Annotated in this window: 21 protein-coding genes; 6 read left to right on the top strand and 15 right to left on the bottom strand. The window is 44.0% G+C overall.

The window, feature by feature from the left end:
• Nucleotides 1-630 (top strand): class I SAM-dependent methyltransferase, encoded by a 630-nt coding sequence (locus tag HWN40_RS00525; protein WP_176963929.1) that lies wholly within the window; start codon nucleotides 1-3, stop codon nucleotides 628-630.
• On the opposite strand, the gene HWN40_RS00520 is transcribed toward HWN40_RS00525, so the two are convergent.
• The 9 genes from HWN40_RS00520 to hisF form a co-directional block, all read right to left on the bottom strand.
• On the bottom strand, nucleotides 627-875 hold the full coding sequence (locus tag HWN40_RS00520) for a pro-sigmaK processing inhibitor BofA family protein (protein WP_176966214.1): 249 nt from the start codon (nucleotides 873-875) through the stop codon (nucleotides 627-629). The genes HWN40_RS00525 and HWN40_RS00520 overlap by 4 nt on opposite strands.
• Nucleotides 876-929: 54 nt before the next feature.
• The gene (locus HWN40_RS00515) at nucleotides 930-1,361 is read right to left on the bottom strand and encodes a nucleoside 2-deoxyribosyltransferase (RefSeq protein WP_176963928.1); all 432 of its coding nucleotides are present in this window, start codon (nucleotides 1,359-1,361) and stop codon (nucleotides 930-932) included.
• Nucleotides 1,358-3,811 carry a U32 family peptidase gene (locus HWN40_RS00510; protein WP_176963927.1) on the bottom strand — a complete coding sequence of 818 codons (2,454 nt, stop codon included), beginning with the start codon at nucleotides 3,809-3,811 and terminating at the stop codon, nucleotides 1,358-1,360. The genes HWN40_RS00515 and HWN40_RS00510 overlap by 4 nt, the downstream gene beginning before the upstream one ends.
• A gap of 63 nt (nucleotides 3,812-3,874) precedes the next feature.
• A complete protein-coding gene (locus HWN40_RS00505; RefSeq protein ID WP_176963926.1) occupies nucleotides 3,875-4,207 on the bottom strand; it encodes a DUF8060 family membrane protein in 333 nt (110 codons plus the stop codon).
• Nucleotides 4,200-5,189 carry a DUF7490 domain-containing protein gene (locus tag HWN40_RS00500; protein ID WP_176963925.1) on the bottom strand — a complete coding sequence of 330 codons (990 nt, stop codon included), beginning with the start codon at nucleotides 5,187-5,189 and terminating at the stop codon, nucleotides 4,200-4,202. Before HWN40_RS00500 ends, HWN40_RS00505 begins: the two co-directional genes overlap by 8 nt.
• Nucleotides 5,190-5,291: 102 nt before the next feature.
• Nucleotides 5,292-5,750 (bottom strand): redoxin domain-containing protein, encoded by a 459-nt coding sequence (locus HWN40_RS00495; protein WP_176963924.1) that lies wholly within the window; start codon nucleotides 5,748-5,750, stop codon nucleotides 5,292-5,294.
• A gap of 82 nt (nucleotides 5,751-5,832) precedes the next feature.
• Nucleotides 5,833-6,543, bottom strand: coding sequence for a class I SAM-dependent methyltransferase (locus HWN40_RS00490; protein ID WP_176963923.1), 711 nt, complete (start codon nucleotides 6,541-6,543; stop codon nucleotides 5,833-5,835).
• 81 nt (nucleotides 6,544-6,624) lie between these two features.
• Nucleotides 6,625-6,912, bottom strand: a complete 288-nt coding sequence (locus HWN40_RS00485; RefSeq protein ID WP_176963922.1) for a MazG nucleotide pyrophosphohydrolase domain-containing protein — start codon at nucleotides 6,910-6,912, stop codon at nucleotides 6,625-6,627.
• A gap of 13 nt (nucleotides 6,913-6,925) precedes the next feature.
• Nucleotides 6,926-7,747, bottom strand: a complete 822-nt coding sequence (gene hisF / locus HWN40_RS00480) for an imidazole glycerol phosphate synthase subunit HisF (protein WP_176963921.1) — start codon at nucleotides 7,745-7,747, stop codon at nucleotides 6,926-6,928.
• 215 nt (nucleotides 7,748-7,962) lie between these two features.
• On the opposite strand from hisF, the gene HWN40_RS00475 reads away from it, so the two are divergent.
• Nucleotides 7,963-8,607 (top strand): DUF6064 family protein, encoded by a 645-nt coding sequence (locus tag HWN40_RS00475; RefSeq protein WP_176963920.1) that lies wholly within the window; start codon nucleotides 7,963-7,965, stop codon nucleotides 8,605-8,607.
• Nucleotides 8,608-8,684: 77 nt separating this feature from the next.
• On the opposite strand, the gene HWN40_RS00470 is transcribed toward HWN40_RS00475, so the two are convergent.
• Entirely contained in the window at nucleotides 8,685-11,996 is a 3,312-nt protein-coding gene (locus tag HWN40_RS00470) for a NosD domain-containing protein (RefSeq protein WP_176963919.1), read from the bottom strand.
• Nucleotides 11,997-12,277: 281 nt separating this feature from the next.
• Between HWN40_RS00470 and HWN40_RS00465 the strand changes: the two genes are divergently transcribed.
• Complete coding sequence (locus HWN40_RS00465) at nucleotides 12,278-12,577, top strand: hypothetical protein (protein WP_176963918.1); 300 nt, start codon at nucleotides 12,278-12,280, stop codon at nucleotides 12,575-12,577.
• Nucleotides 12,578-12,788: 211 nt separating this feature from the next.
• Here HWN40_RS00465 and HWN40_RS00460 read toward each other — a convergent pair whose 3' ends face one another.
• The 5 genes from HWN40_RS00460 to HWN40_RS00440 all read right to left on the bottom strand — a co-directional run bounded on the left by HWN40_RS00460 (nucleotide 12,789) and on the right by HWN40_RS00440 (nucleotide 19,073).
• The gene (locus HWN40_RS00460; RefSeq protein WP_176963917.1) at nucleotides 12,789-13,496 is read right to left on the bottom strand and encodes a DUF1614 domain-containing protein; all 708 of its coding nucleotides are present in this window, start codon (nucleotides 13,494-13,496) and stop codon (nucleotides 12,789-12,791) included.
• 45 nt (nucleotides 13,497-13,541) lie between these two features.
• Entirely contained in the window at nucleotides 13,542-13,952 is a 411-nt protein-coding gene (locus tag HWN40_RS00455) for a bifunctional nuclease family protein (protein ID WP_246275940.1), read from the bottom strand.
• Between the two features lie 108 nt (nucleotides 13,953-14,060).
• Nucleotides 14,061-17,690 (bottom strand): hydantoinase B/oxoprolinase family protein, encoded by a 3,630-nt coding sequence (locus HWN40_RS00450; RefSeq protein WP_176963915.1) that lies wholly within the window; start codon nucleotides 17,688-17,690, stop codon nucleotides 14,061-14,063.
• A 106-nt stretch (nucleotides 17,691-17,796) separates the two neighbouring features.
• The gene (locus HWN40_RS00445; RefSeq protein ID WP_343044089.1) at nucleotides 17,797-18,474 is read right to left on the bottom strand and encodes a protein-L-isoaspartate O-methyltransferase; all 678 of its coding nucleotides are present in this window, start codon (nucleotides 18,472-18,474) and stop codon (nucleotides 17,797-17,799) included.
• Nucleotides 18,420-19,073, bottom strand: a complete 654-nt coding sequence (locus HWN40_RS00440) for an HVO_0476 family zinc finger protein (protein ID WP_176963914.1) — start codon at nucleotides 19,071-19,073, stop codon at nucleotides 18,420-18,422. Before HWN40_RS00440 ends, HWN40_RS00445 begins: the two co-directional genes overlap by 55 nt.
• A 225-nt stretch (nucleotides 19,074-19,298) precedes the next feature.
• Between HWN40_RS00440 and HWN40_RS00435 the strand changes: the two genes are divergently transcribed.
• The 3 genes from HWN40_RS00435 to HWN40_RS00425 all read left to right on the top strand — a co-directional run bounded on the left by HWN40_RS00435 (nucleotide 19,299) and on the right by HWN40_RS00425 (nucleotide 22,578).
• The gene (locus HWN40_RS00435) at nucleotides 19,299-20,213 is read left to right on the top strand and encodes a PAS domain S-box protein (protein ID WP_176963913.1); all 915 of its coding nucleotides are present in this window, start codon (nucleotides 19,299-19,301) and stop codon (nucleotides 20,211-20,213) included.
• Nucleotides 20,156-21,589 carry a PAS domain S-box protein gene (locus HWN40_RS00430; protein WP_343044110.1) on the top strand — a complete coding sequence of 478 codons (1,434 nt, stop codon included), beginning with the start codon at nucleotides 20,156-20,158 and terminating at the stop codon, nucleotides 21,587-21,589. Before HWN40_RS00435 ends, HWN40_RS00430 begins: the two co-directional genes overlap by 58 nt.
• Before the next feature lie 152 nt (nucleotides 21,590-21,741).
• Nucleotides 21,742-22,578 carry a hypothetical protein gene (locus HWN40_RS00425; RefSeq protein WP_176963911.1) on the top strand — a complete coding sequence of 279 codons (837 nt, stop codon included), beginning with the start codon at nucleotides 21,742-21,744 and terminating at the stop codon, nucleotides 22,576-22,578.
• The last annotated feature ends 84 nt before the right edge of the window (nucleotides 22,579-22,662 follow it).

Genomic DNA, 22,662 nt, shown 5'->3' with positions numbered 1-22,662 from the left:
ATGAAGGATCTTAAGCAGTCCCGTCGTGCCTGGGAAGAAGAGTACAGGCACGTAAACTGGGGCGGACCCCGCCCCATTTCTGGAGTGGAAGAGGCACTTGCTCCCGGTTCGCTTGTACTGGATGCGGGATGCGGGAACGGCAGGTATCTGCTTCCGCTTTCAAAAAATTTTGATGTGGTGGGTACGGACATCTCGGTAAATGCTCTTCTCAAGGCCGGTCAATATCTGGAAAAAGGCGGATCTCAGGCCGGATGTGTAGCTTCTTCCATCACGCACCTGCCCTTTGCCGATAATTCCTTTGATGCTATCATATGCTACGGCGTTCTGCAACACCTTTTTGAAAATGAGAGATTACTTGCGGTCAAAGAGCTCGGAAGAGTGCTTCGTACTGAAGGCTTCCTTTTTTTTGAGGTTTTCGGCACCGATGATATGAGATTTGGAGGGGAAGAGCTCGAGAAAAACACTTTTTGCAGGAAAAATGGTGTGATATATCATTATTTCACGGAAGAAGAGCTGAAACTGCTGTTCCGGGTTTTTGATATAAAGGAAATTAAAAGTACCAGGACTGAAAAGAGATTCCGGGGTGAAATCCACACCCGGCATCACATAAAAGGAATTGTTCAATCTTAAACAAAAGCGATGCCTGTATAGTTCAGCACGATTATCAGCAAAGCGCCGACTACTCCTGCAACTGCACAGATCAGGATAACCAGCCAGTCGTATGCGATTCCAAGTCCGAGTACGGTGTTTGCGACAATTAGCACAAGCAGTCCAAGTATTGCATTGACTGCCATTTTTGTGGCTGTTTTTAATAACTTGTACAGCACAACTGCAACTACAATGGCTACAACAAGTATTATGAGTTCTTCTACCATAGTGACCACGATTATATTGTCTTGGTTAGTATTTAATCATTACTAAAAAAATAGTTATCCCTGTATTTCCTTCATTCCTGAAAGAAAGGATGCAATTTCCTCCTGCAACTCCTGATCGTTTGCGTATTGTTTTATGACAAGGTCCGGACTGGTGTTCCCGAGTATCATTGCAGATACGTTTGCTTGCATGGTATGAAGGCATAGTACTGGAAGGCCGTATCTCAGGGCACTGCATATCTCATAGCCAACACCAATTGACGGCATGCTGACCTCGGCTATCAAACACTCACTTTTTTCAAGAAAGCCCATGTCACGTTTGAATATCTCCTCTTCTGACATGACAGATTCTCTTTCCTCAAGCTCCGGGTCTGCCACATGAGAGCTCAGGACCTCATGTCCCTGTTCTTGCAGCAAACTGCATATTTTTACATAGATATGAAGCATTTGCCTTCCGCCACGAATGGAGCCTGAAAGGAATATTTTCATAGTACACCTCTGTGGAAGTGACCTCTGGTGTATTCTTTTGAGATGTCCCTGCACTTGCCTTCTCTTACATTGTCATCTTCTGTGGAAAAATATGAATCAATTGTCTTCCTATACGAGGACACGATCTTTTTGATAAGTGAGTTATCTGTCATTCTTGCATCTATCCTGAATCTTGAGACTCCACTGTCGATCAGTTTAGGCATATCCTCAAGGAGGCATAACTCTTTTGAATTGAATATATGTGTCCTGCCTGAGCAATCGGTCCTTACAGGAAAGGCAAATCCTTTTTTGTCTATAAGCTCAAAATCTCTGCAGCCCGGATCAGACACCAAGTCCGGTCCTGTAAGGTTTTGAATAAGACCATGTTCGGATATCATGACCCGAAGGCTGCCGTGAACAATGAATTCCGTATAAGTTGAGGAGCTGATATCTCTGATCTGCTCATAATTCATCTCAGGAGAAAGTACCACTGTTCCGGCACCACTTTTCATGAACATTGATGCGCTTTCTCGGTTGAAAATATTCAGATTGCTGTCGGCGATCACCGGGATTCCGGATTCATTGGCCTTTCTGAATACTCCGATATTTGCAGCAAGGATTCCCTCAAAGCCTGACTCATTTGCAGCATTCATTATCCTCTCAATTCCCGGCATCTCGCTATCCTTTACTATAACTGGAGTGTGCAGGTAGATCGGTACATCCATCCCTTCTGTATACGCAGTTGCCTGACTCAGATCCGAATTATCATACTGCATGCAGTTTTTCCTTTCATAGTATATCAGATCCGCACCACTGGAAACTGCTGTTTCTACAGATGCCGGATCACTGACACTAACTGCAAGCAAGGGCTTTTGGTTTATATTTGCCGGAGCAGACCTTTCAGATTCTCTGAAGGGTTTATGCTCAGGTCTTCTTCTGCCTTCAACTCTCATTTTTTCAAGCTCTGAGACTGCCCTGTTCCTGAGCTCATTAATCTCTTTTATGGGGATGAATATGCCGTCTTCTATGGATATTTCAACATCCTGTGCATCAAAGACGGTGTTCCCGAGTTTTGTAAGTTGTTTTTTGATATCCTTCTCAGTGGTTGCCTTTTTGATAGCGGTCTCTATGACATACTCTGAGCTAATACAGGTGCTATTATCATCCTCATCCCTGACCAGCAATTCCAGCTTCTCTCCTGCAAATGCTCTGATTTTCATAAAAACAGCCACTTTCCTTAGCCCGGGGGATTCGAAGGATTGTTCCAGTTCTTTCATGAGAGAACTGTCAAGTGTTCTGTAAACTACAGTTTCTGTATCGTGTAAAACATCCGATGATACGCTGACGATATCTCCTTTTCCTGCTTCTTTTACAGGTTTACCTTTTTTATACATCTGCCGGACAATGCTTCCTGATTCCTGCTCAGCTTCAAAAACAATGCCATCACCAACATTGAGTTCACCGCTCAGCTCCAGGAGAAGATTCCTGCGTTTATTATCGAACCCTTTAACTTTTCCTATCCTCACTCCCCGGTTATATGGCCTCTCCCGGCTCATTAAGTCATTTCCCGGATTTCCTTTGAAGTATCCGGTGGTGAATTCTCTGTTGAAGAGTTGCTCGAGCTGGAGTCTCTCCTCTTCGGAAACAAAATGCCGCCCCGGATTCTCCATATATCTGTCAATCAGACGCCGGTAGATACGTACGACGCCTGCAACGTATTCGGGACGCTTCATACGTCCTTCGATCTTGAAAGAGCCGATACCGGCTTCTATGAGCTCGGGCAGGATATCGGAGCTGTTCAGGTCCCTGGGGCTTAACAGGAATTTGCCGTTTGTGCTCACTTTTTTTCCTTTTCTGTACAGGTCATATTTTTTCCTGCATGGCTGGGCACAATATCCCCTATTTCCACTTCTTCCGCCTATCATACTGCTCATGAGGCACTGCCCGGAATAACAGATACAGAGTGCTCCATGCACGAAAGTCTCGATTTCCATGTCTGTATTCTGTATGATCTCCTTTATTTCTGAAAGTGCCATCTCCCTTGCAAGTACCACTCTTTTGACACCCATGTCATGTAGAAAACGTACCCCTTCGCTATTGTGAATGGTCATCTGGGTGCTGGCATGCACATTCATCTCGGGTACGATTTTTCCTGCAAGTGACAGCAGTCCCATGTCCTGCACGATTATGGCATCGGTGCCGAGCTCATCCAGTGTCTGCATGAGCTTTGCTATCTTTTCCATTTCTGTATCTTTTATGAGTGTATTCAGGGTAACATAGACTTTGACTCCCCGCATGTGCGCGTAGTCGAGTGCTTCCCTGAATTCATCGATTGTAAAATTACCTGCATATGCCCTTGCACTGAAATCCTTTATCCCAAGGTATACGGCATCGGCACCGTTCTCCACGGCTGCGATTAGCGACCGCATGTCTCCTGCAGGGGCAAGCAGTTCCGGTTTTCTTCTTATCATAAACTGTGCAGTATACTCATGAAAGCTATATAAAAATGAAGACTAAAAAGACAAAAAAGCAGGTTATGCCTGCTTTCTGAACACGAAGAGTTTTATGATGTAGACACAGAGGCCAATTATCACGAGGTTGTACACTGATTTGAACAGGGACACATATTCCCACTCGAACCATGTGCTGATTGCGTCCTGCATGGAGAAATAGAACTGGATCGCTGCAATAAAGAGCAGTAACATGGTGATCCCGAATACAGCCCATCTGAAGTATTCTTCAGGACTCTTGTTCTTCTTATCTGTGTTCCTGACCCTCGAAATATATCCTTTGCTCATACTTTCCTCCTCTGTAACAGCTGTGTCGGAAGTGATGCTCTCCCGGGAGCCTGTATTATCTTCATTCATCCTTTCCCCTCCTGCTTTTTATCCTGATGACCAGCAATGCAGATAGAATAATACCTGCAGTCATTAATGAACCAAGTCCGGGAGCTGCCTCAGAAGCTGACTCAGACGTCTCTTCTGTAGCCATTGGCTCTTCGAAACCTTCCTCAACAATGAAATCACCGGTCTGGATATTCTTGTTCTGGACCTCTTCTTCCTTGCTGATAACCTTTTCAGGATTGAGTTGCACGTAATCCTCACCTGTCATGACAATGACATCATCATCCCAGATACTGACCTCGACCGCGTAATTGTAATCGTCAGGTACTGTCAGGCTGACCGTGCGGATTGCGGTTGCTTCAGGTTCAATAGTTCCGGTATCTGTCCATTCTTTATCTGCCAGGAGTCTTGCATCCATCTCCCTTGCCTTGACAAGCATCCTGTAGTTCTCCGTGCTTTTAGAACCCTCATTTTTCAGGTAGATATCACTCTCGATGAGAACTTTCCCGGATGTCACGTTCTTGACCATGAAATCCATTCCCGATATCTGCAGCCCGATCTCCTGCAGATCGGTCTGCATTGCTTCCAGGTTACGAATGGTTATCGATGAGCTGGCTTTTCTCTGTTCATCCTCGTAAAGGTCAAGTCTTAAGGTATAGCTTCCTTCCCTTGGAAGCCTGATCTGCTGGCTTACGGTAACAGTATCACCTTCTTCAATGACCCCTACTTCATTTTCCTCGGATACTTCAAGCAGGCCTGTCTGTTGCCTGAAGGCTTTGAACAACAGGGTTGTATTTCCTTTGCTGTCAGCTCCTCTGTTCTCGATATAAGCTGTCACGTTCAGGTCAACATAGGAACTTTTGACGCTGTCGGCAGACATCTCAATATCGGTTATCCCGTAGTTGCTTCCCTCTTCAAAATCTTTGATGCATCCGGCTGAGACCGTGAAGGATACAACGAGGAGTAAAATAAGAATAAAATGTTTTTTCCTATCCCTTTTTTCCATGCATTTTCCTCTATTATGCATCAGAAGGGATATTATTTAAGAGTTTCCAAAAATTTAAGACGTACTGGTAATATTTTCTATTGAAGCACTAGGTATAATCTTTCAGACTTCAATGGCATCAAATATCTCATTTATGTCCGGTAACTTATGGTCTTCGTAGACTTTAACGAACTTCACCTTAAGGTCTTCATCGATAAGGATGCTTGCCCTTTTTGACACCCCCATATCCTCATAGAACATGCCGTACATCCTCGCAACCTCCCCATGCGGCCAGAAGTCGGAAAGGAAAACTGTTTTCTCAACTCCGAGCTCTTTTGCCCATGCTTTCTTGGACGGTACCGAATCGATACTTATCCCAAAGGCCACAGTGTTCATGGAACTTAGTTTTTCGTAGTTGTCCTCGAGCATCTTCATATGCCTGGCACATCCTTTGGTCCACGCCAGTGGATGGAAAGCCAGTAATATGTTCTTGCCTTTGAGGTAATGAAGTCTCACTTCATTACGTTTGGTGTCATAGAGTGTGAAATCTACGATTGTTTCTCCGGTCTTTAATTCGCTCATAACTAACCCCCTTAGTTATGAATAGAATATGCAGATTGAACTTATAAAAAATGATCCGGTAATTCGGGAAAGGTAAAAGATCTCACTTTTCTTTAATGCAAAGGTAGCTTGCAATAAAGCCGTTATCGTAGATGGATTCCTCTATCCTGAAACCCGCTCTTTCGATAAGTCCTTCCATCACCCAGTCAAAGGTCGAGAATTCTTCCTTTATGTGCAGGATGTACTCACTGGCCATTTCATCTTTTACATCTTCGGGAATGTTTTCCAGCAATTTTGAAATTAACTCATCGAAATCATCAATACCTGATGAAAAAACAACATCCCTGAGATAGAACCTCCCGGCTGTTTTCAACATTGAATTTATACGTTTGAGTGCGGTAAACTTCCAGAAATCCGGTAGGTGATGCAGGGCCAGCTGGCTTACAACTGCATCGAATAATTCATCATCAGCTTCGTATGTCAGAAAACCGCCTTTGATAAAGCTGATATTGTTCCTGTTTCTCGACCTTGCTTTTTCACGGGCATATTCAAGCATTCCCTCTGAAACATCCAGAGCAATGACTTCTCTGCAGTGTCTCGAAAGTTCAATGGAGAATTCTCCTGTCCCACACCCTATCTCCAGTACTCTGTCATCTGGCCGGGGATCAACCAGCCTGAGCATTGTTTTTACTTCTTCACCTATATTCCGGATTCTTTGCATTTTCCGGTCATAGCTCATGACCTCTTCTTTATCGGTGTAATCGGTACCTGTCTGAACGAACTCATTGTAATACCATTCAGGTAATTTTCTCATGGTTCTCCCCCTATTCTATGAATCACACATGCTATAAAAACAGATGATCATGTAGCAAAATATGATGTGTGAAAGATCATCTCAGTCCGTACAGATGCAGGGCTTTTTGCCACAGCTGGGACACTTATCAGGGTACTTTTCCAGAAAAGCAGCTTCAAGGTCAATGTCATAAAGATTTGCCAGGGCTCCCACCCAGGCAAAACAGTCTGCGAGTTCCTCCCTGATATTCTCGCTGTCGTCTCTGCGGATGGCCTCTGCCAGCTCTCCTACCTCTTCCACAAGCCAGAGCATGGTTGCACTGGGTCCGCGTCTTTTATCGTTATGCGCGTAGAGATCGGACATGAGCTGCTGGAACTCTGCTATTTCCATAGTAATCACCTGTTTAGAGTCTTACAGGTATGCTTTTCTCTTTGAGGTATTCCTTTGTGTCATTAACTGTGTATTCACCGAAGTGGAAGATGCTTGCAGCAAGGGCTGCATCGGCCTTCCCCCTGGTAAAGCCCTCGTACATGTGCTCGGGATTGCCCACGCCACCGGATGCGATGATGGGTATTTCCAGCTCTTCCGAGAGTTTTTTTGTGATGGGGATGTCGAAACCGTCATAGGTGCCGTCCCTGTCCATGCTGGTAAGTAGTATCTCTCCTGATCCCAGTTCCTCGACCTTTTTCGCCCATTGAACGGCATCGATACCTGTGGGCTGACGTCCGCCGTAGATGACGACCTCATACCATGCCGGAGTACCGTCTTCCAGTTCAAGTATGATCTTGTCTTGATTGTCTTCCACGTTGGTGTTTCTTTTGCAGTCGATGGCTGTGACGATGCACTGGGCTCCGAATATCTCTGAGGATTCCTTGATGAGCTGCGGGTTCTTCACGGCTGCCGTGTTTATGGATACCTTGTCGGCACCTGCACGCAGTATCTGGCGTATGACTTCGATGGAGTTTATGCCGCCTCCCACGGTCAGGGGAATGAATACCTCATTTGCGGTTCTCTCGATGACGTCTATCATCGTGGCACGTCCTTCATGGGAGGCCGTGATATCCAGGAAGACAAGTTCATCCGCACCCTGTTCGTTATATTGTTTGGCGAGTTCCACAGGGTCACCTGCTTTTCTCAGGTCTACGAATTCTATTCCCTTGACAACAGTTCCGCCTTCCTCATCAAGCGTAACATCAAGACATGGTATTATCCTTTTTGTAAGCATTATGATTTTGTCCTTTACACTGCATTTGATTATTCGTATCTGTCAGCTAAGCTGGCAGGTGGTGTATTTAATAAGAAGATATCTATTTTTTATTTAATACTTGTTGTATGATTCTGTAACATCTGATCCCCGAAACTATTAGGGGGTAAGAAAATATCCTTAAATATTTATTAATTGGGTCCATAGTGGCATTCTGGAAACAAAAAGGTGCTATTATGAATATACCTTTCACAGAAGAGCAATTCCTGAGTAATTTTGCAAGTTATAACACGGATGTTTTCCCTGCACAGATATTGTTATATCTGCTTGCGGGAGTGGCGATATATCTGGTATTCAGCAGGAAGGAATACTCTGACAGGATCATTTCAGGAATACTAGCATTTCTCTGGCTCTGGATGGGTGTGGTTTACTATATCTTTTATTTCTCCTCGATAAACAAACCGGCCTATCTCTTCGGTTTCCTGTTCATTATCCAGTCTGCTCTGTTCTTAAAATACGGAGTGATTGACAAAAAACTCACTTTTGGCTTCAGCAAGGACATCTACGGGCTGGCAGGACTGGCAATGGTCCTCTATGGATTGCTTATCTATCCTGTATTCGGCTATTTTGCAGGACACATCTATCCGTACCAGCCAGTCTTTGGTGTTCCCTGTCCTACTACGATATTTACTTTCGGAATCCTTCTATGGACCTCTTCCAAAGTGCCAAAATCAATCTTTGCGATTCCTCTGCTATGGTCATTCGTAGGATTTACGGCAGCCTTTGCATTTGGAATCCTGGAGGATATACTGCTGCTGGTGTCAGGTCTTGTGGCTGTGATCTTACTATGGCATCGGGACAGGTACAAAAGTATAGGCTGAAAGATTGAAAAATGAGTGTCTTTGAAAACGAACTCTAATTAACTTTATTTTTTAAAAAAAGTAATAGTAAGAAGGACTTATAGTCCTTCTTTATCTTTCTGGTTTTTCACAAATATGATCACAGCGCCAAGGATAATCACGATTCCTATTATTCCAAGGAAATATCCGCTGCTATCATCATCCTCGGCAGGCGTATCTTCCTCGACAACAGCCGGTGAACTGATATCTTCCGATGCCAGTTCCACCGAAGTGTCCTGCACTTCTTCTGCATCTGCTCCGAACAGGGCATAGAGTGAGAAGTGATTGATCATTGCTGTTGCTCTGCCGTTTTCCCAGTCAACAGTTGTCTCCAGTGCTATCCACCCGTCTTCTGATGTGTAGGTATAGATCACAGGAGAACGTCCCTCGAATTCTTCAGGATTGAAATCAAGTGTTATCATGACATCCTGACTGAAAGTGGTTCCATCAGGTCCGAAATCGAAGTAAAGCCCTGATTCCACAACTTCACGGGGTGTGTCCGCAGGCAGGGAAGCCGGTGTGGTAACGATGATCTTGTTCACAGGATCTCCATTTGGATCTACGGCTTTTGTTCCCTTGTACAATGTCAGGGTGCTTGTTGAGTCGGATGATTTCACGACTGTGTCACCGGTAACTTCTCCGTCATTACCAACCGGTATGTCTGTTATGGTTCCCTCGGATCTGATCCTTGCCATCAGGGAGGAACCATCTCCTGAGCTTTCAGGTTCCGGGTCTTTGAAGAGCCCGAAAGTTCCGAATTCGGTCAGATTTGCAGAGACATAGTTGCCGTTGGTATTGAGTGTGGTATCAGAAACTTTTACCCAGCTACTATTGTTGAGTCTGTATAGTGCAATTGAAGATTCACCTGAGCTGCTCATTCCCGAATCGCTGTAAGAGAATTTAGTGATTATATTGTCGGGGAATGAAAGGGCAATATCCGGGGCAATGGATTCCGTTGACATGGTGATATAACCATTGACATTTGCCTTACCAGACAGAGAATATGGATTTGTTTCAGTTCCGTTTAGCTGTATTAATCTTTCATCTGTCACAAAAGAAACCTGTGCAGATTTGTCATTTAATATCACCTTATCTACTGTAATATTATTTGAAAATTCAGAATGGAATTCGTAGTCATTACCAATTGAGCGATCTCCTGTTGATGTGGAATTGGCAGACCCAGAGAATACAATTCCATAAGATGTAGCTGATATTGCATCTCTATTTATGACAGCATTCAGCTCTATTGAGCGAAGCATCTCATAATTTCCAGTGCTGTAGCTGGCAATATTATTGGCAAGTGTATTATTCTTTGAAGAGCGAATAACAATACCTGCCTGGGAATTAGTATTTGCAGTATTTCCAGTTAGAGTATTCTTATCTGCGTAATAGGTGTAGATTCCATATAGGTCATTGTCATTGGCAATGTTATCTGTTAAAGTATTGTTATCAGAGTATAACAGTCCAATGCCACATGGATAAGTGGCCATTGCTGTGGGATATACTACAAGATCCGGATTTATGGAAGTCATATCATAATTTTGCGAATTACTGCTTGCGGTATTGCTGATAAGTCTGTTATTGACAGAACTATATAGATAGATGCCAAGTTCATTTCCATTGGCAGTGTTGCCATTCAACGTGTTATGGTTACTTGAACTCTGAAGGAAAATCCCATACTGGTTATGGTAATTAGCACTGTTATCATCTAAGTCATTATTACTTGATTCATATAGATAGATACCATTATATCGATTATATTTGGCTGTGTTACTATCTAATGTATTATCATTGGAGTTTTCAAGGTAAATACCATTTCCATAGTTCCTGCTAAATTCATTAGGAGATACAATACCTTTTGGATCAATGGAGCCGATTTCTACATTCGGGTTGTTATTTGCAGTATTTTCTGTCAGTGAATTATTATTTGAACTGCTGAGGTATATTCCACAATCATTTTCACTGGCAACGTTATCGTTCAAAGTATTGTAATCACTTGAATTGTAAAGGTAGATACCATTCTGTGAGTTTTCACTTGCGTTGTTATCAATAAGGGTGTTATAGGTTGAAATATTCAGATAAATACCATGGAGGATATTGTTAGTGGCAGTATTGCTGATCAGATCGTTATTTCCTGACTGGTAGAGACTAATTCCCGAACCCAGATTATCAAGAATAATGTTACTTCTCAGGGTATTGTTTCCTGAGTACCCAAGATCAATTCCATTATCCTCGCTTGAATTTACGATATTATTGCTTACAGTATTGCTTTCTGAATAATCGAGATCAATTCCGTCATCAACATTTGAATTGAGTATGTTATTGGAGATTGTGTTGTCTCTGGACCCATCGATATTAATTCCGTCATCGCCACTGGCGTTGATTGTGTTGTTGTCCACAATACTACGGTTACTCAGGTCAAGGATGAGACCGTCAGCGGTACTGGAAATAATTTCATTGCTGGTTAGAGTGTTGTCATCCGATTCCTCAATATAAACACCATAGTAGTTTTCACTGGCATGGTTGTTATCAACTATATTCGAATGTGATCTGAAAAGATATATTCCGGCATCACTTCCCGACGCGGTGACATTTTCGATTCTTGAATTGTTCGTATATGCAAAAGCTATACCGTCATATCCATTTGATACTGAAATATCTTTTATGGTGACATCTACTGAGTTTATAACATAAACCTGTCCGGAATCCGGGAGTTCCTGAGTGCCAGTTTCATTTACCAGATAATAGAGTATTTTGCTGTCAACCAGATTACTGTTATCTATATCATGGAGGAAATGCTCCAGGTCTGACCCGGATACTCCGAAATTGTTATTATCAGATGTCATCACGTTATTTTGCAGGGTACCATTAATTGATTCCCAGAGATAAATTCCGTATTCATTGGAACTGACAGTATTGTTTGTCAAAATGGTATTGTTTGTACGGGCGAGGTTTATTCCACAGTAATTCTCAGATATCTCATTATTTGAAATATTTCCATTGGAAGCTGAAAGCATATAGATAGCGGTATAGTTTGTCGCACCGGTAACATTAAATCCGGAAATAGTTACATTGCTGGCTGTTACATTGAAAATATGTGCATCCACTGATTTTGCCTGAACTATTGTGCTGTCAGGACCATTCTCTGAGCGGATTGTTACACTTTTATTAACAACTATGTTTTCCGTGTAAGTTCCGTCTGAAACTATGATTGTATCACTGTTGTTTGCATTAGCAATTGCAGTGGTGATGTTGGTATATTCTTGACCGTCACCGACTGTTATCTCGGCCGCGGACGCTGTTTCGATTACTGAAAATAAGAGCAGTAAGAATAGTGAATATTTTAGGATTCGTAATGTAATTTTTGTCATAAAACCTCTTCCTCTATCATAAATTCGATTCCTAAAAATATTCAAACATATTATATAAAGTAATCTATATTTATGGTGTAAGATATCGATGTCGGAACAACCCAAAGTTTCCATTTCTCTTATTCTCTATGAAGATTAAATTTCGCAAGGATTTTCTAGAAGCCTATATTTGCAAAAACCAGTCTATTAATCGTAAAACTTATATTTTAATAGCCTGTACTGTTTTTGGCATTTTACAGTGATACATAATACGCATGGATATTGTGGACAGGAGGATTTACTTGAATACTGACAATACATTACCGGGAAAGTACTGGATTTACGTGTGGGGAATACTTGCAGTATTTTTTGCTTTTTCCTATGTTGCCTTCATTCCAGAGGGACTTGGTGTGGCAGTTCTCATGAGCATAGTAGTTGCAGTGTTTTTTACCGCATGGTTGATACTTGTGCATTTATTGTGGTTTGAAGGCAGCCTGCTTCTAAAAATCCTGGCTCTCATATTTGGTGGTCTGTTTGCTGTAATATTTGTCATTATAATCCAGTTTGCCTATGAGAAGCTCGTTTTGAAAAAGGCGATCTAAGAAGTACCTATGAACGATTTCAAAATACCCGGTATTGCTTTCGGACTGGCTGCAATGCTCAAACCCTCCTATATTCCAGAGATGGATAGCCGGAATGCTCGAAAAGGATAATTGCAGGAAAATTTTGGTGATTGATATACTGACAGGTATTTTCAGGTTAACTGTTCTTGTAATTTTGCTGGTGTTGTATTGATAGATTAAATCCAGTTTCTCACAACAACAACACCGCAATAACCCCTGCCAGAAACACCCCATCAAATGTCCCCGCGCCACCGATACTAGCCACCGGCGCCCCGATCTTGCTTATTGCCCTGAGGTTCAGCAGGTCGGCACCTATGAGTGTGCCCATGGTCCCGCTCACGTAGGCTGTGATGAAAAGCATGTCCCGGCTTGCTCCGGCCATGGAAACCACAAGCATGGAACTGAGTGCGGCTGCAATGGGTGGAATGAATGCGGGAGATACGATTCCCACACCTTTTACGGGGCGGGCTATGATTTTAGATATCACTGCGACTATGGCGGTCGCGTAGATGGAGTATTGGATTGCTTCCGGGAAGAGGCTCAGCAGGTAGAAAGATACCAGAGCCGGGATAATTGCTCCGCCTACGTTTATTGCCAGGGTTGTCTTTGTCTTGAAAGTTTCCTTGAAAGGAACCCGGTAGGATACTCCGAAGACCTTTACAAAACGGTGGTTCTCAATAGGGGTCTCGGATTCTATCGTCGTGAGAGGGATATTGATATTGCTTCCCAGAAGTGAGAGGAAGAGAAGTACAAAGGCATCACTCCATGAGAACCCGATCCTCGCGAATGCCGTACTGGCAAGGCCGAAAAAGAGGATGGATATGCTGAAGGCAAGTAAGATCACCAGAATGACGGTGAAAATGAACTTCAACGGATGATAAAAAATTCTATGTCTCATGGGTATGCTTCTTGTCCCGGGACATTTTTCTCACAGGAATATCGTCTATTCAAAATCGTCAGATGATTTTGATAGCTGGAAGTTTTCCTTGTCTATGGAATCATCAGCAAAGATATCCCTGTCGATCAGGATCGGAGCATTCTGCCTGAGTGCCATGGCGATGCAATCACTCGGACGGGCATCGAACTCGATATCGCTTCCCTCCCTGTCAAGCCTGAGCCTTGCGTAATAGATGTTGTCGATCTTCTCGTCTATAAACACACTTTCGATCTTCGTTCCCAGTCTCTCAAGCATGGTAATGATCAGGTCATGTGTCATGGGTCTTGGCATTGTCTCGCTCTTCAATACCGAATTGATGGAAAGTGCCTCTGCATTGCCAATATGGATTGGCATAAGGGAACCTTCTTCGTCTTCGAGCATCACAGCGGGAACAGATCTTCCCAGAATATTTACCATAAAGACACCCTTGATGGTGACTTCCTTTAGATTTGTATCAGAGTTCATATGATTCAGAGAATTTTGTTTCGTTCACGATGCACATATTAGATTTACGAATGTCATTACTTAAGATTTTCTGGAATTCCCCTCCGACTCTCCGAAACCTCCACCTCCGGGGGTCTCAATAACAATGACATCTCCCGGATTCAGAGAACATTCGGCTTTTCCCCCAAGTTCAAGAATGACCCCATCCCTTTTAACTATATAGTTACGACCGGCTTTTCCGTTCTCCCCTCCATTCAATCCGGCTGGTTCCACCTCTCTGTGTCCGGATAATATGGCCACTTTCATCGGCTCAAGGAAACGTATCTTCCTGACAGCTCCGTTGCCTCCGGAGTATTTTCCTCTTCCACCACTTCCCTGCCTGATGGAGAACTCCTCCAGCAGTACGGGAAAGCGCCACTCAAGGACCTCAGGATCGGTAATCCTGGAGTTTGTCATATGTGTATGCACCGTATCTGTTCCGTTAAAACCATCTCCTGCTCCTGAGCCTCCGCATATGGTCTCGTAGTACTGGTGCTCTGCATTGCCGAAGGTGAGATTGTTCATGGTTCCCTGGGAGCCTGCCATCACTCCGAGCGCTGTGAGCAATGCATCCACGATCGCCTGTGATGTCTCCACATTTCCTGCAACAACCGCCGCGGGATATTCAGGATTGAGCATAGATCCCTCAGGTATATGGATGTCCAGTGGTTTAAGGCATCCTTCGTTCAGCGGAATGTTCTCCTGCACCAGTGTCCTGAACACATAGAGCACAGCCGCCCTGCAGACAGCCACAGGCGCATTGAAGTTTCCGGGATGCTGGGCCGAGCTTCCATTGAAGTCGATCTTTGCCTCTCTATTTTCCCTGTCAATGCTGACCTTTACCCTGATCTCACTTCCGTCATCAAAGACCTGCACGGACTCCCCGTCCTTCAGCTGGCTGATCACCGACCTCACAGCCTCCTCGGCATTGTCCTGAACATGCCTCATATATGCCTCCACGGTTTCAAGGGAAAATGCCTCTGCAAGCCGTTTTAATTCTATAGCACCCTTCTCATTGGCAGCCACCTGTGCACGCAGGTCCGCGATATTCTGTTGGGGATTACGTACCGGATTTTTGCTGTATAGCAACCATTCGTTTACACCTTCTTCCAGGAAATGCCCCTGTTCGACTATACGCATCCCGTCGGTCATGACACCTTCCTCCTCGATATGTGTACTTCCGGGTGGCATGGAAGCCGGACTGATACCTCCGATGTCAGCATGGTGTCCCCTGGATGCGACATAGAAGACTGGCTGATCCTCAATGAAAACAGGGCTGATCACAGTGATATCCGGGAGATGTGTGCCTCCCCTGAAAGGAGAGTTTATCATGTAGACATCCCCTTCCTGCATATCCCTGAACTGGTCTATGATGGAGCGGACACTTTCTCCCATGGAACCCAGGTGTACGGGAATATGGGGAGCATTGGCAACAAGATTGCCTTTCCTGTCAAAGACAGCACACGAAAAATCAAGCCTTTCTTTGATATTCACCGAATAGGCTGTATTCTGGAGGGTATAACCCATCTGCTCCGCAATGGACATGAACCTGTTATTGAATATCTCAAGCATCACAGGATCGGCTTCTGTCCCGATATCTCTTATTTCTGAGACTTTCTCTACCTTCCTGATCACCAGGCAGTTATTCTCTGTGATTTCTGCCTCCCACCCCGGCTCGATCACAACAGTGGTATTCTCTTCGGCTATTATGGATGGTCCTTTTATCTCTGCTCCCGGTTTCAGGCTAGTGCGTTTGATGGTCGGTATCCTGTGGAAGCTTCCATGAGTGTACATTCTGGTAAAGTTTGTTTTCTCACTCTCGTTTTCGGAAAACAAGGTCTCATTTTCCACCATCTTCTCTCCGGCACCCACGGTCTCCACCGAAATTGCTTCCACAACAAGCTCCTTGTCTTCCATTATGAACCCGAAGCGTTTTCTGTGTTCCCGGTTGAATGCATCGGCAATCTCTTCCCTGCTTCCTGAGTCAACTATAAGGGGCGTATCGGTTCCCATGTACTTTACATGCACCTTGTGAAGCGAACTGATATTTTCTTCCCGGACTCCCTGTGCCAGCATCTCATCTTTTCCTTCTGCTTCCATCCTGGCAAACTCGACACTCAGTTTTCTGACCAGTTCATCGCTTAGCACCTTTTCCACTGCATGTTCCTTCAGTATTCTCTGGTCTGCAAGTCCCATGCCATAAGCTGAGAGCACTCCTGCAAAGGGATGTATGAAAACAGTCTTAAGGCTCATCGAATCCGCAACCCTGCAGGCATGCTGTGCCCCTGCACCACCAAAGCAGCACAGGGTATAGTTCTTGATGTCGTAACCTCTCTGTATGGATATCTTCTTGATGGCATTGGCCATGTTCTCAACAGCGACTTTCAGAAAACCCTCTGCAACCTTTTCGGGAGAGTAATCCTCACCTGTGAACTCCGCGACCTCTTTTGCAAGCTCTTCGAACTTCCTGACTACGATATTTGTGTCAAGAGGCATGTTTGCTTCAGGGCCGAACACATGGGGAAAATGGTCCGGCTGTATCCTTCCAAGCATGAGATTGCAGTCTGTGACGGTCAGCGGTCCTCCTTTTCGATAGCATGCAGGTCCGGGGTCTGATCCTGCGGAGTCCGGGCCTGTGCGGAACCTGCCAGAATCAAAATGCAGCACTGACCCTCCGCCAGCTGCAACGGTATGGATGTGTAACATCGGAGAACGCAGATGCACTCCTGCAAGTTCTGTCTCAAAACTCCTCTCATATTCACCGCTGTAATGGGCAACATCTGTGGATGTGCCTCCCATATCAAATGTGATTATATTTTTAAAACCTGACATTTCCGAAGTCCTGACAGCACCCACTATACCTCCTGCAGGTCCGGATAGTATACAGTCCCTGCCCCTGAAATATCGGGAATCTGTAAGTCCTCCTCCTGACTGCATGAACAAGAGCTGTGTTTTCCCGCCTGATTCGTCCAGCTTTTTTGTAATCATATCAATGTATCTTTTCAATACAGGTGACAGATACGCATCCACAACGGTGGTCTCTCCGCTGCTAACAAATTTCATCAGCGGGCTGACCTCGTGTGAAAGTGATATGTGAGAAAAACCGATCTTCTCTGCTATTCCCTTTAACTGCAGCTCATGTTCCGGGTAACGGTAGGCATGCATCAGCACAATTGCAACGGATCGGATTCCTGTATCATATATCCTTTGAAGCTCTTCTCGGGAATGCTCTATATCCAGTGGTACGATCTCCTCACCCCTGGCAGCATAGCGCTCCTGTATCTCCGCCACCCTGTCATAGAGTAGTTCTGGCAGCCTTATGTTAAGTGCAAATATGTCGGGTCTGTTCTGATAGGCTATGCGAAGTGCATCCCTGAAACCCTCAGTTGTGATAAGGGCTGTTGGCTCTCCTTTGCGCTCCAGCAATGCGTTGGTTCCCACGGTGGTTCCCATCTTTATGGATGAGATCTCTTCGGATCTTACGGACCCTTCGGATAAGGATTCAAGTATGTGCCGGACCCCGTGCATGGCTGCGTCTTCGTAGTGTTCAGGGTTGTCCGAGAGCAGTTTATGTGTAAACAGTTTTCCTTCCGGTGATTTTGCCACAATGTCGGTAAAAGTTCCGCCACGATCGATCCAGAATTCCCAGCTCTCGTTTTTCTCAGAAGGCATACTATCTCCCCGGGATATTTATAAAAATATTTAATGATCAGTATTTCCGGAAACAGGTTTTAGTTGAAAATATATTTATTATAGTTTTTCCCAGATCTGATTGGTTTCAGGGCTTTGTCTGGAACCTGAACCCATCCTCTCCTACAAGAGGCACGAAGGTCACTCCTCCCCAGTCCTCTTTTACAATATTGCCATCCTCATCCTTTTTAATCAGATAGAGGTGCTGGTATATGTCTCCCTCGGGCAATACCATAAGTCCACCTTTTTTTAACTGGTCAAGCAGCATCCGGGGTGTATCGGGTGCCGATGCAGCCACGGATATCCTGTCATAGGGTGCTTCAGCGGGATAGCCCAGGCTGCCGTTTGCCATTATGACTACCACGTTCTCGTATCCTGCATTCTTAAGGTTGACCTTTGCAAAGTTTACAAGAGGCTCAATCCGCTCCACTGTGTATACTTTTCCATCTTTACCGACAAGCTCTGCCATTACAGCGGCATTATATCCGGAACCGGTTCCGATCTCAAGCACCTTGAGTCCTTTTTCCAGCTCAAGCAGGCTACACATGGTGGCAACCATATGGGGTGCGGAAATCGTCTGTGCATAACCTATGGGCAGGGGCGTATCAACGTAGGAACTGTCACGATGGACCTCCGGAACAAAAAGGTGTCTTGGCACCTTTTTCATTGCTTCGAGTACTTTCTCGCTGACTCCCTGACCTCTGAGTGAATTTACCAGCCTTGCCTTTTTCCTTTCATACTCCATGCCGTTCTGCCTTCTCCCCATCCCTGCCGTCTTGCTTCGTCCGCAAATATCCTCTTGATATCCTTGGCCTCGACTACACTGCCTCTGCTCGACAGGAAGCTGCCGTCCCTTTTCTTGATCTTTGTGATCCTGAAATCCGTCTGTTCAGCTTTTTCACTGTTCCCTATCGTGAACTCGTAACCTCCGGGAACCCGCTTTTCCAATGCCTGGGTCTTTCTGCCTTTGTGAACGGATATCCTGACTATCACCTCGTCAATGGCCCTTCCCCAGATGGTATTGATATCCGATGCCATTGCGGCATTAACTCTTTTTTCATCCGTATCGATGGCTGTTACGATGATAGGATAGACCTCATCGTTCTCCTCGTCATCGATTATTATTTCATCATCAACTATAACGGCATCCTCGGATGTCATTCTGTGCGTGCAGGTAAATGATTCCTCTTCCCTGCTTATTATTACTTTTACGTCTAACTTTTTCGGCTTTTCAATAGTTGTGGGATGCACGCTACCGCATTCCTGACACTGCACAACTACATTCTGGCCTGATTTTAATACATCATGCGGCACCTCTATCTTAGGTGAACATGACGGACATACAACTTCTACTTCATCATTCATATTCTCAATAATCCCATTGTCCGGGGTATGTAAATAATTAACTGAGTGAAGCTGATTTTTATTTTCTATAGCTTTGTTATTCATGAAAGGACAAATGAAATTTTATGGACAGTGGTACCCATAATATATTTCTTTTCAACAGTTGTTTCTAAGAAGCAATTTATATAATATATTGTGCATAAATCTCTGTGATATCTGATCACTTTGAAAGGGAATGGATTGATTTTGAAACCAACTGTTTTTTTAGTTAAAAATAAAGTCAAAAGCAAAAGTTCATTCCAAAATATCATCGAAGATGATTTCGATCTGGTTGAAATAAGTCCGTGCAGTGCAACGTTAGAAGCACTGCAAAAAGTGATTCCCGATCTTATTGTTCTGGAAGAGGATATCAAAGATCCTTCTGCCTATGAAATATGCCAGGAGATAAAATCCTCGGACAAATATCATTTCATTCCTGTGATCTTTACAGGTCGTCCTCTGTCCCTGCAGGACAGTTTAAGGCTGGTAGAATCCTCTGCAGATTATTATTTTGCAGAACCTTTTGACAGGAATCTTACCTTTGATTGCTTAAAATCTCTTATCGAAAGGAAGCTGCGCTGCAAACACCTGATGGAAAAATATAACGAGCTTAAAAAAGAGGTTTCGGAAAACAAACCCATCCTGCCTGAATTTCTTTACTCCAAAGACGAAAAGCATTTCAGTTCTACCTTTGAACAGTTTGCAGTAGGAATAACTCAGATCGACAGAGAAGGATATTATCAGAAGGTCAATGACAGGTTCTGTGAAATTGTCGGCTATAGCAGGGAAGAGCTCCTGTCAATGAGGTTCCTGGATATAACTTTTCCCGACAGCAGGGGATTGGAAAGTGAGCTGATATCCAGGGTACTTGCAGGTGAGATCAATGCCTATGAGATTGAAAAAAGGTATGTCCACAAAAAAGGTCATCTGGTCTGGGTCAGGGTATATGCCAGTGTAGTCAGGGACAACTCAGGTTCCATCAAGTATTCTCTTAATATAATTGCAGACATTTCCAGGCAAAAGAGGGTCGCTCACTTCATGAAAGCGAGTCATTCTTCAGGTCAATATACGAATCCAGTTCTGTCGGCATTGTCAAGTTATCCGTATCTGATAAAAGGATAGAGCAGGCAAATGGTGCCTTTTGCAGAATGCTGGGATACGATGAGGATGAAATTATTGGCAAAACACTGAGGGAAATTAGCTATAGCGAAGATCTTCCGGAAAATATCATACAGCAAAAAAAACTGGCAGCCGGGGAAATCAATTCAATCCAGATGGAAAAACGTTATCTGCACAAAGATGGCCATCCGGTATGGGGCTTGCTTCATGCAAATCTTGTATTTGACAAAGATAAGAATCCTCTGTATTTTGTGGGGAATATTCTTGACATAACGGCAAGTAAGCAATCACAAAGGATACTTGAAGAGAGCGAAAAGAAATACCGTGCCTATGTGGATAATTCTCCCTATCCTATTTTTGTGGCGGATGCTTCCGGCAGATTCACAGATGCAAATCCTGCGGCCGGCGTAGTAACAGGATACTCTGAGGAAGAACTTAAAGGCATGTCAATACCTGATATCTGTGATCCGGAATCACTTGAATCAATGATAAATCATTTTAAAAGGGTGAAAACCGAAGGTTATGCTTCCGGCGAATTTGTGTTTGTAAAAAGTGGAGGAGTACGTTTTTACATGCAGGTCGAGGCTGTCAGGATAGATGATAACACTTTCATCGGACTCTGTGTGGATACTACAGAACGCAACATAACCGAACAGATACTGCTGGATGCAAAAATTCTTGCAGAAAATGCGTCCAATTCAAAAAGCGAGTTCCTTGCAAACGTCAGTCACGAACTGCGCACTCCGTTGAACGTTGTTATAGGTTATTCGGATGTCCTTCTGTCTGAAGTGTCAGGAAAGCTTAATGAGGATCAGAGAAAATTTGCAGCCAGTATAAAAGGCGCAGGTTCAAATCTACTGGAACTCGTTAATTCCCTGATATATATCGCAGAAATTGAAGGTGGTAATAGTAGGATCGAATTGAGTGAATTCGATCTTCCGTCATTGATTGAGGATATGAAAAAGATCACTGGAGCAGTTGCGGCTAAAAAGTGCGTATCAATTGATTTTCAAATTGAGAATGATATTGGTAGCATAATTGCAGACAAGTCGAAATTCAAGATGATACTTCATCACCTGATAGGAAATTCCATAAAATTCAATAATGACAACGGCTTTGTGAAAGTGGTCATTGAACGCAAGGATGGGGATATCTTTGTACAGGTTACAGATTCCGGAATCGGAATCCCCGAAGAGAGGCAGCAAGAACTGTTCGATCCCTTCGTCCAGCTTGACTGGTCTCATGCACGCAAGTATGAGGGTGTGGGTATCGGTCTTGCCCTTGTAAAAAGTCTTATTGAAATGCACAGTGGAACTATTGACCTGAAGAGCAAGGTCGGGGAAGGAACAACCGTTGCTTTTACACTTCCTCAAAAATAAGATTTTTCAACATTGCTTCAGGATGTCAATCATCCATCTAATCAAATTTTATACAATTATCCTATAAACCGTGCCAGATCATTAATATAAGTTACAACAAAGATTGAAACAGGACCTTTGATCTGCTTGGGGGATAAAAGGGAGTTTTTGATATGAAAAGAAAATTGCTAAGAAATGCATTGTTAATCCTTTTAGGGGTAATGGTCATTTTTGCTTCGGGGTGCACAGACAATTCCGAATCAGAGAACACATCTGTTCAGGAGGTCCCCGCTCAGGAAACGACTGATGAAGAAATGACAGATGAAACTGGTAATACCGCTGAGGGAGAAACAGCAACTGAAGATGAAGCAACGGATGGCTATAGTCCTGAGATAGATCCTGCGAATTTCGTAGAGCAAATAGACAATCCATACTTCCCGCTTACACCGGGCACGACTTTTGTTTATGAAGATGAGGACGAAGAAGGTGCAACCATTGATGTTGAAATATATGTAACCGATGAAACAAGAGAAGTGATGGGCGTAACCACTACTGTCGTCAGGGAAACCGAATGGGAAGACGGCGAACTTGTTGAAGATACATATGACTGGTTTGCACAGGATGCCGATGGAAATGTATGGTACTTTGGTGAAGAGTCAAATGAGTATGAGGACGGTGAGGTTGTAAGTACTGCAGGTTCCTGGGAGGCAGGTGTGGACGGTGCACAGCCCGGTATCATCATGCAGGCCGATCCACAGATCGGTGATGTTTACAGGCAGGAATACTATGAGGGTGAAGCCGAGGACATGGCCGAGGTGATCGGTCTTGATGACACAGCCACAGTTGCCTATGGTTCCTTCGATAACGTTCTGGTTACAAGGGAGTGGACACCGCTGGAACCCGGTATTGAGGAGAACAAGTACTATGCAATGGATGTTGGTCTTCTCATGGAAGAAAAAGTAGAGGGTGGATCTGAAACTCTGGAACTTGTAGATATAGCTACAGAATGAAAGATTTATTTTTCTTTCATTCTGTTTTTTAGAACACTTTTTGGAAATGGAATTTTTAAAGATGATTTACACCTGTATCAGAAA

This window comes from Methanolobus zinderi (assembly GCF_013388255.1).
GTDB lineage: Archaea > Halobacteriota > Methanosarcinia > Methanosarcinales > Methanosarcinaceae > Methanolobus > Methanolobus zinderi.
This window is presented reverse-complemented; position numbering and strand designations above follow the sequence as displayed.

Coding starts and splice junctions, on each gene's coding strand:
- HWN40_RS00525 (WP_176963929.1), top strand. CDS start 1: ATGAAGGATCTTAAGCAGTCCCGTCGTGCCTGGGAAGAAGAGTACAGG.
- HWN40_RS00520 (WP_176966214.1), bottom strand. CDS start 875: ATGGTAGAAGAACTCATAATACTTGTTGTAGCCATTGTAGTTGCAGTT.
- HWN40_RS00515 (WP_176963928.1), bottom strand. CDS start 1,361: ATGAAAATATTCCTTTCAGGCTCCATTCGTGGCGGAAGGCAAATGCTT.
- HWN40_RS00510 (WP_176963927.1), bottom strand. CDS start 3,811: ATGATAAGAAGAAAACCGGAACTGCTTGCCCCTGCAGGAGACATGCGG.
- HWN40_RS00505 (WP_176963926.1), bottom strand. CDS start 4,207: ATGAATGAAGATAATACAGGCTCCCGGGAGAGCATCACTTCCGACACA.
- HWN40_RS00500 (WP_176963925.1), bottom strand. CDS start 5,189: ATGGAAAAAAGGGATAGGAAAAAACATTTTATTCTTATTTTACTCCTC.
- HWN40_RS00495 (WP_176963924.1), bottom strand. CDS start 5,750: ATGAGCGAATTAAAGACCGGAGAAACAATCGTAGATTTCACACTCTAT.
- HWN40_RS00490 (WP_176963923.1), bottom strand. CDS start 6,543: ATGAGAAAATTACCTGAATGGTATTACAATGAGTTCGTTCAGACAGGT.
- HWN40_RS00485 (WP_176963922.1), bottom strand. CDS start 6,912: ATGGAAATAGCAGAGTTCCAGCAGCTCATGTCCGATCTCTACGCGCAT.
- hisF (WP_176963921.1), bottom strand. CDS start 7,747: ATGCTTACAAAAAGGATAATACCATGTCTTGATGTTACGCTTGATGAG.
- HWN40_RS00475 (WP_176963920.1), top strand. CDS start 7,963: ATGAATATACCTTTCACAGAAGAGCAATTCCTGAGTAATTTTGCAAGT.
- HWN40_RS00470 (WP_176963919.1), bottom strand. CDS start 11,996: ATGACAAAAATTACATTACGAATCCTAAAATATTCACTATTCTTACTG.
- HWN40_RS00460 (WP_176963917.1), bottom strand. CDS start 13,496: ATGAGACATAGAATTTTTTATCATCCGTTGAAGTTCATTTTCACCGTC.
- HWN40_RS00455 (WP_246275940.1), bottom strand. CDS start 13,952: ATGGTAAATATTCTGGGAAGATCTGTTCCCGCTGTGATGCTCGAAGAC.
- HWN40_RS00450 (WP_176963915.1), bottom strand. CDS start 17,690: ATGCCTTCTGAGAAAAACGAGAGCTGGGAATTCTGGATCGATCGTGGC.
- HWN40_RS00445 (WP_343044089.1), bottom strand. CDS start 18,474: ATGGGGAGAAGGCAGAACGGCATGGAGTATGAAAGGAAAAAGGCAAGG.
- HWN40_RS00440 (WP_176963914.1), bottom strand. CDS start 19,073: ATGAATGATGAAGTAGAAGTTGTATGTCCGTCATGTTCACCTAAGATA.
- HWN40_RS00425 (WP_176963911.1), top strand. CDS start 21,742: ATGAAAAGAAAATTGCTAAGAAATGCATTGTTAATCCTTTTAGGGGTA.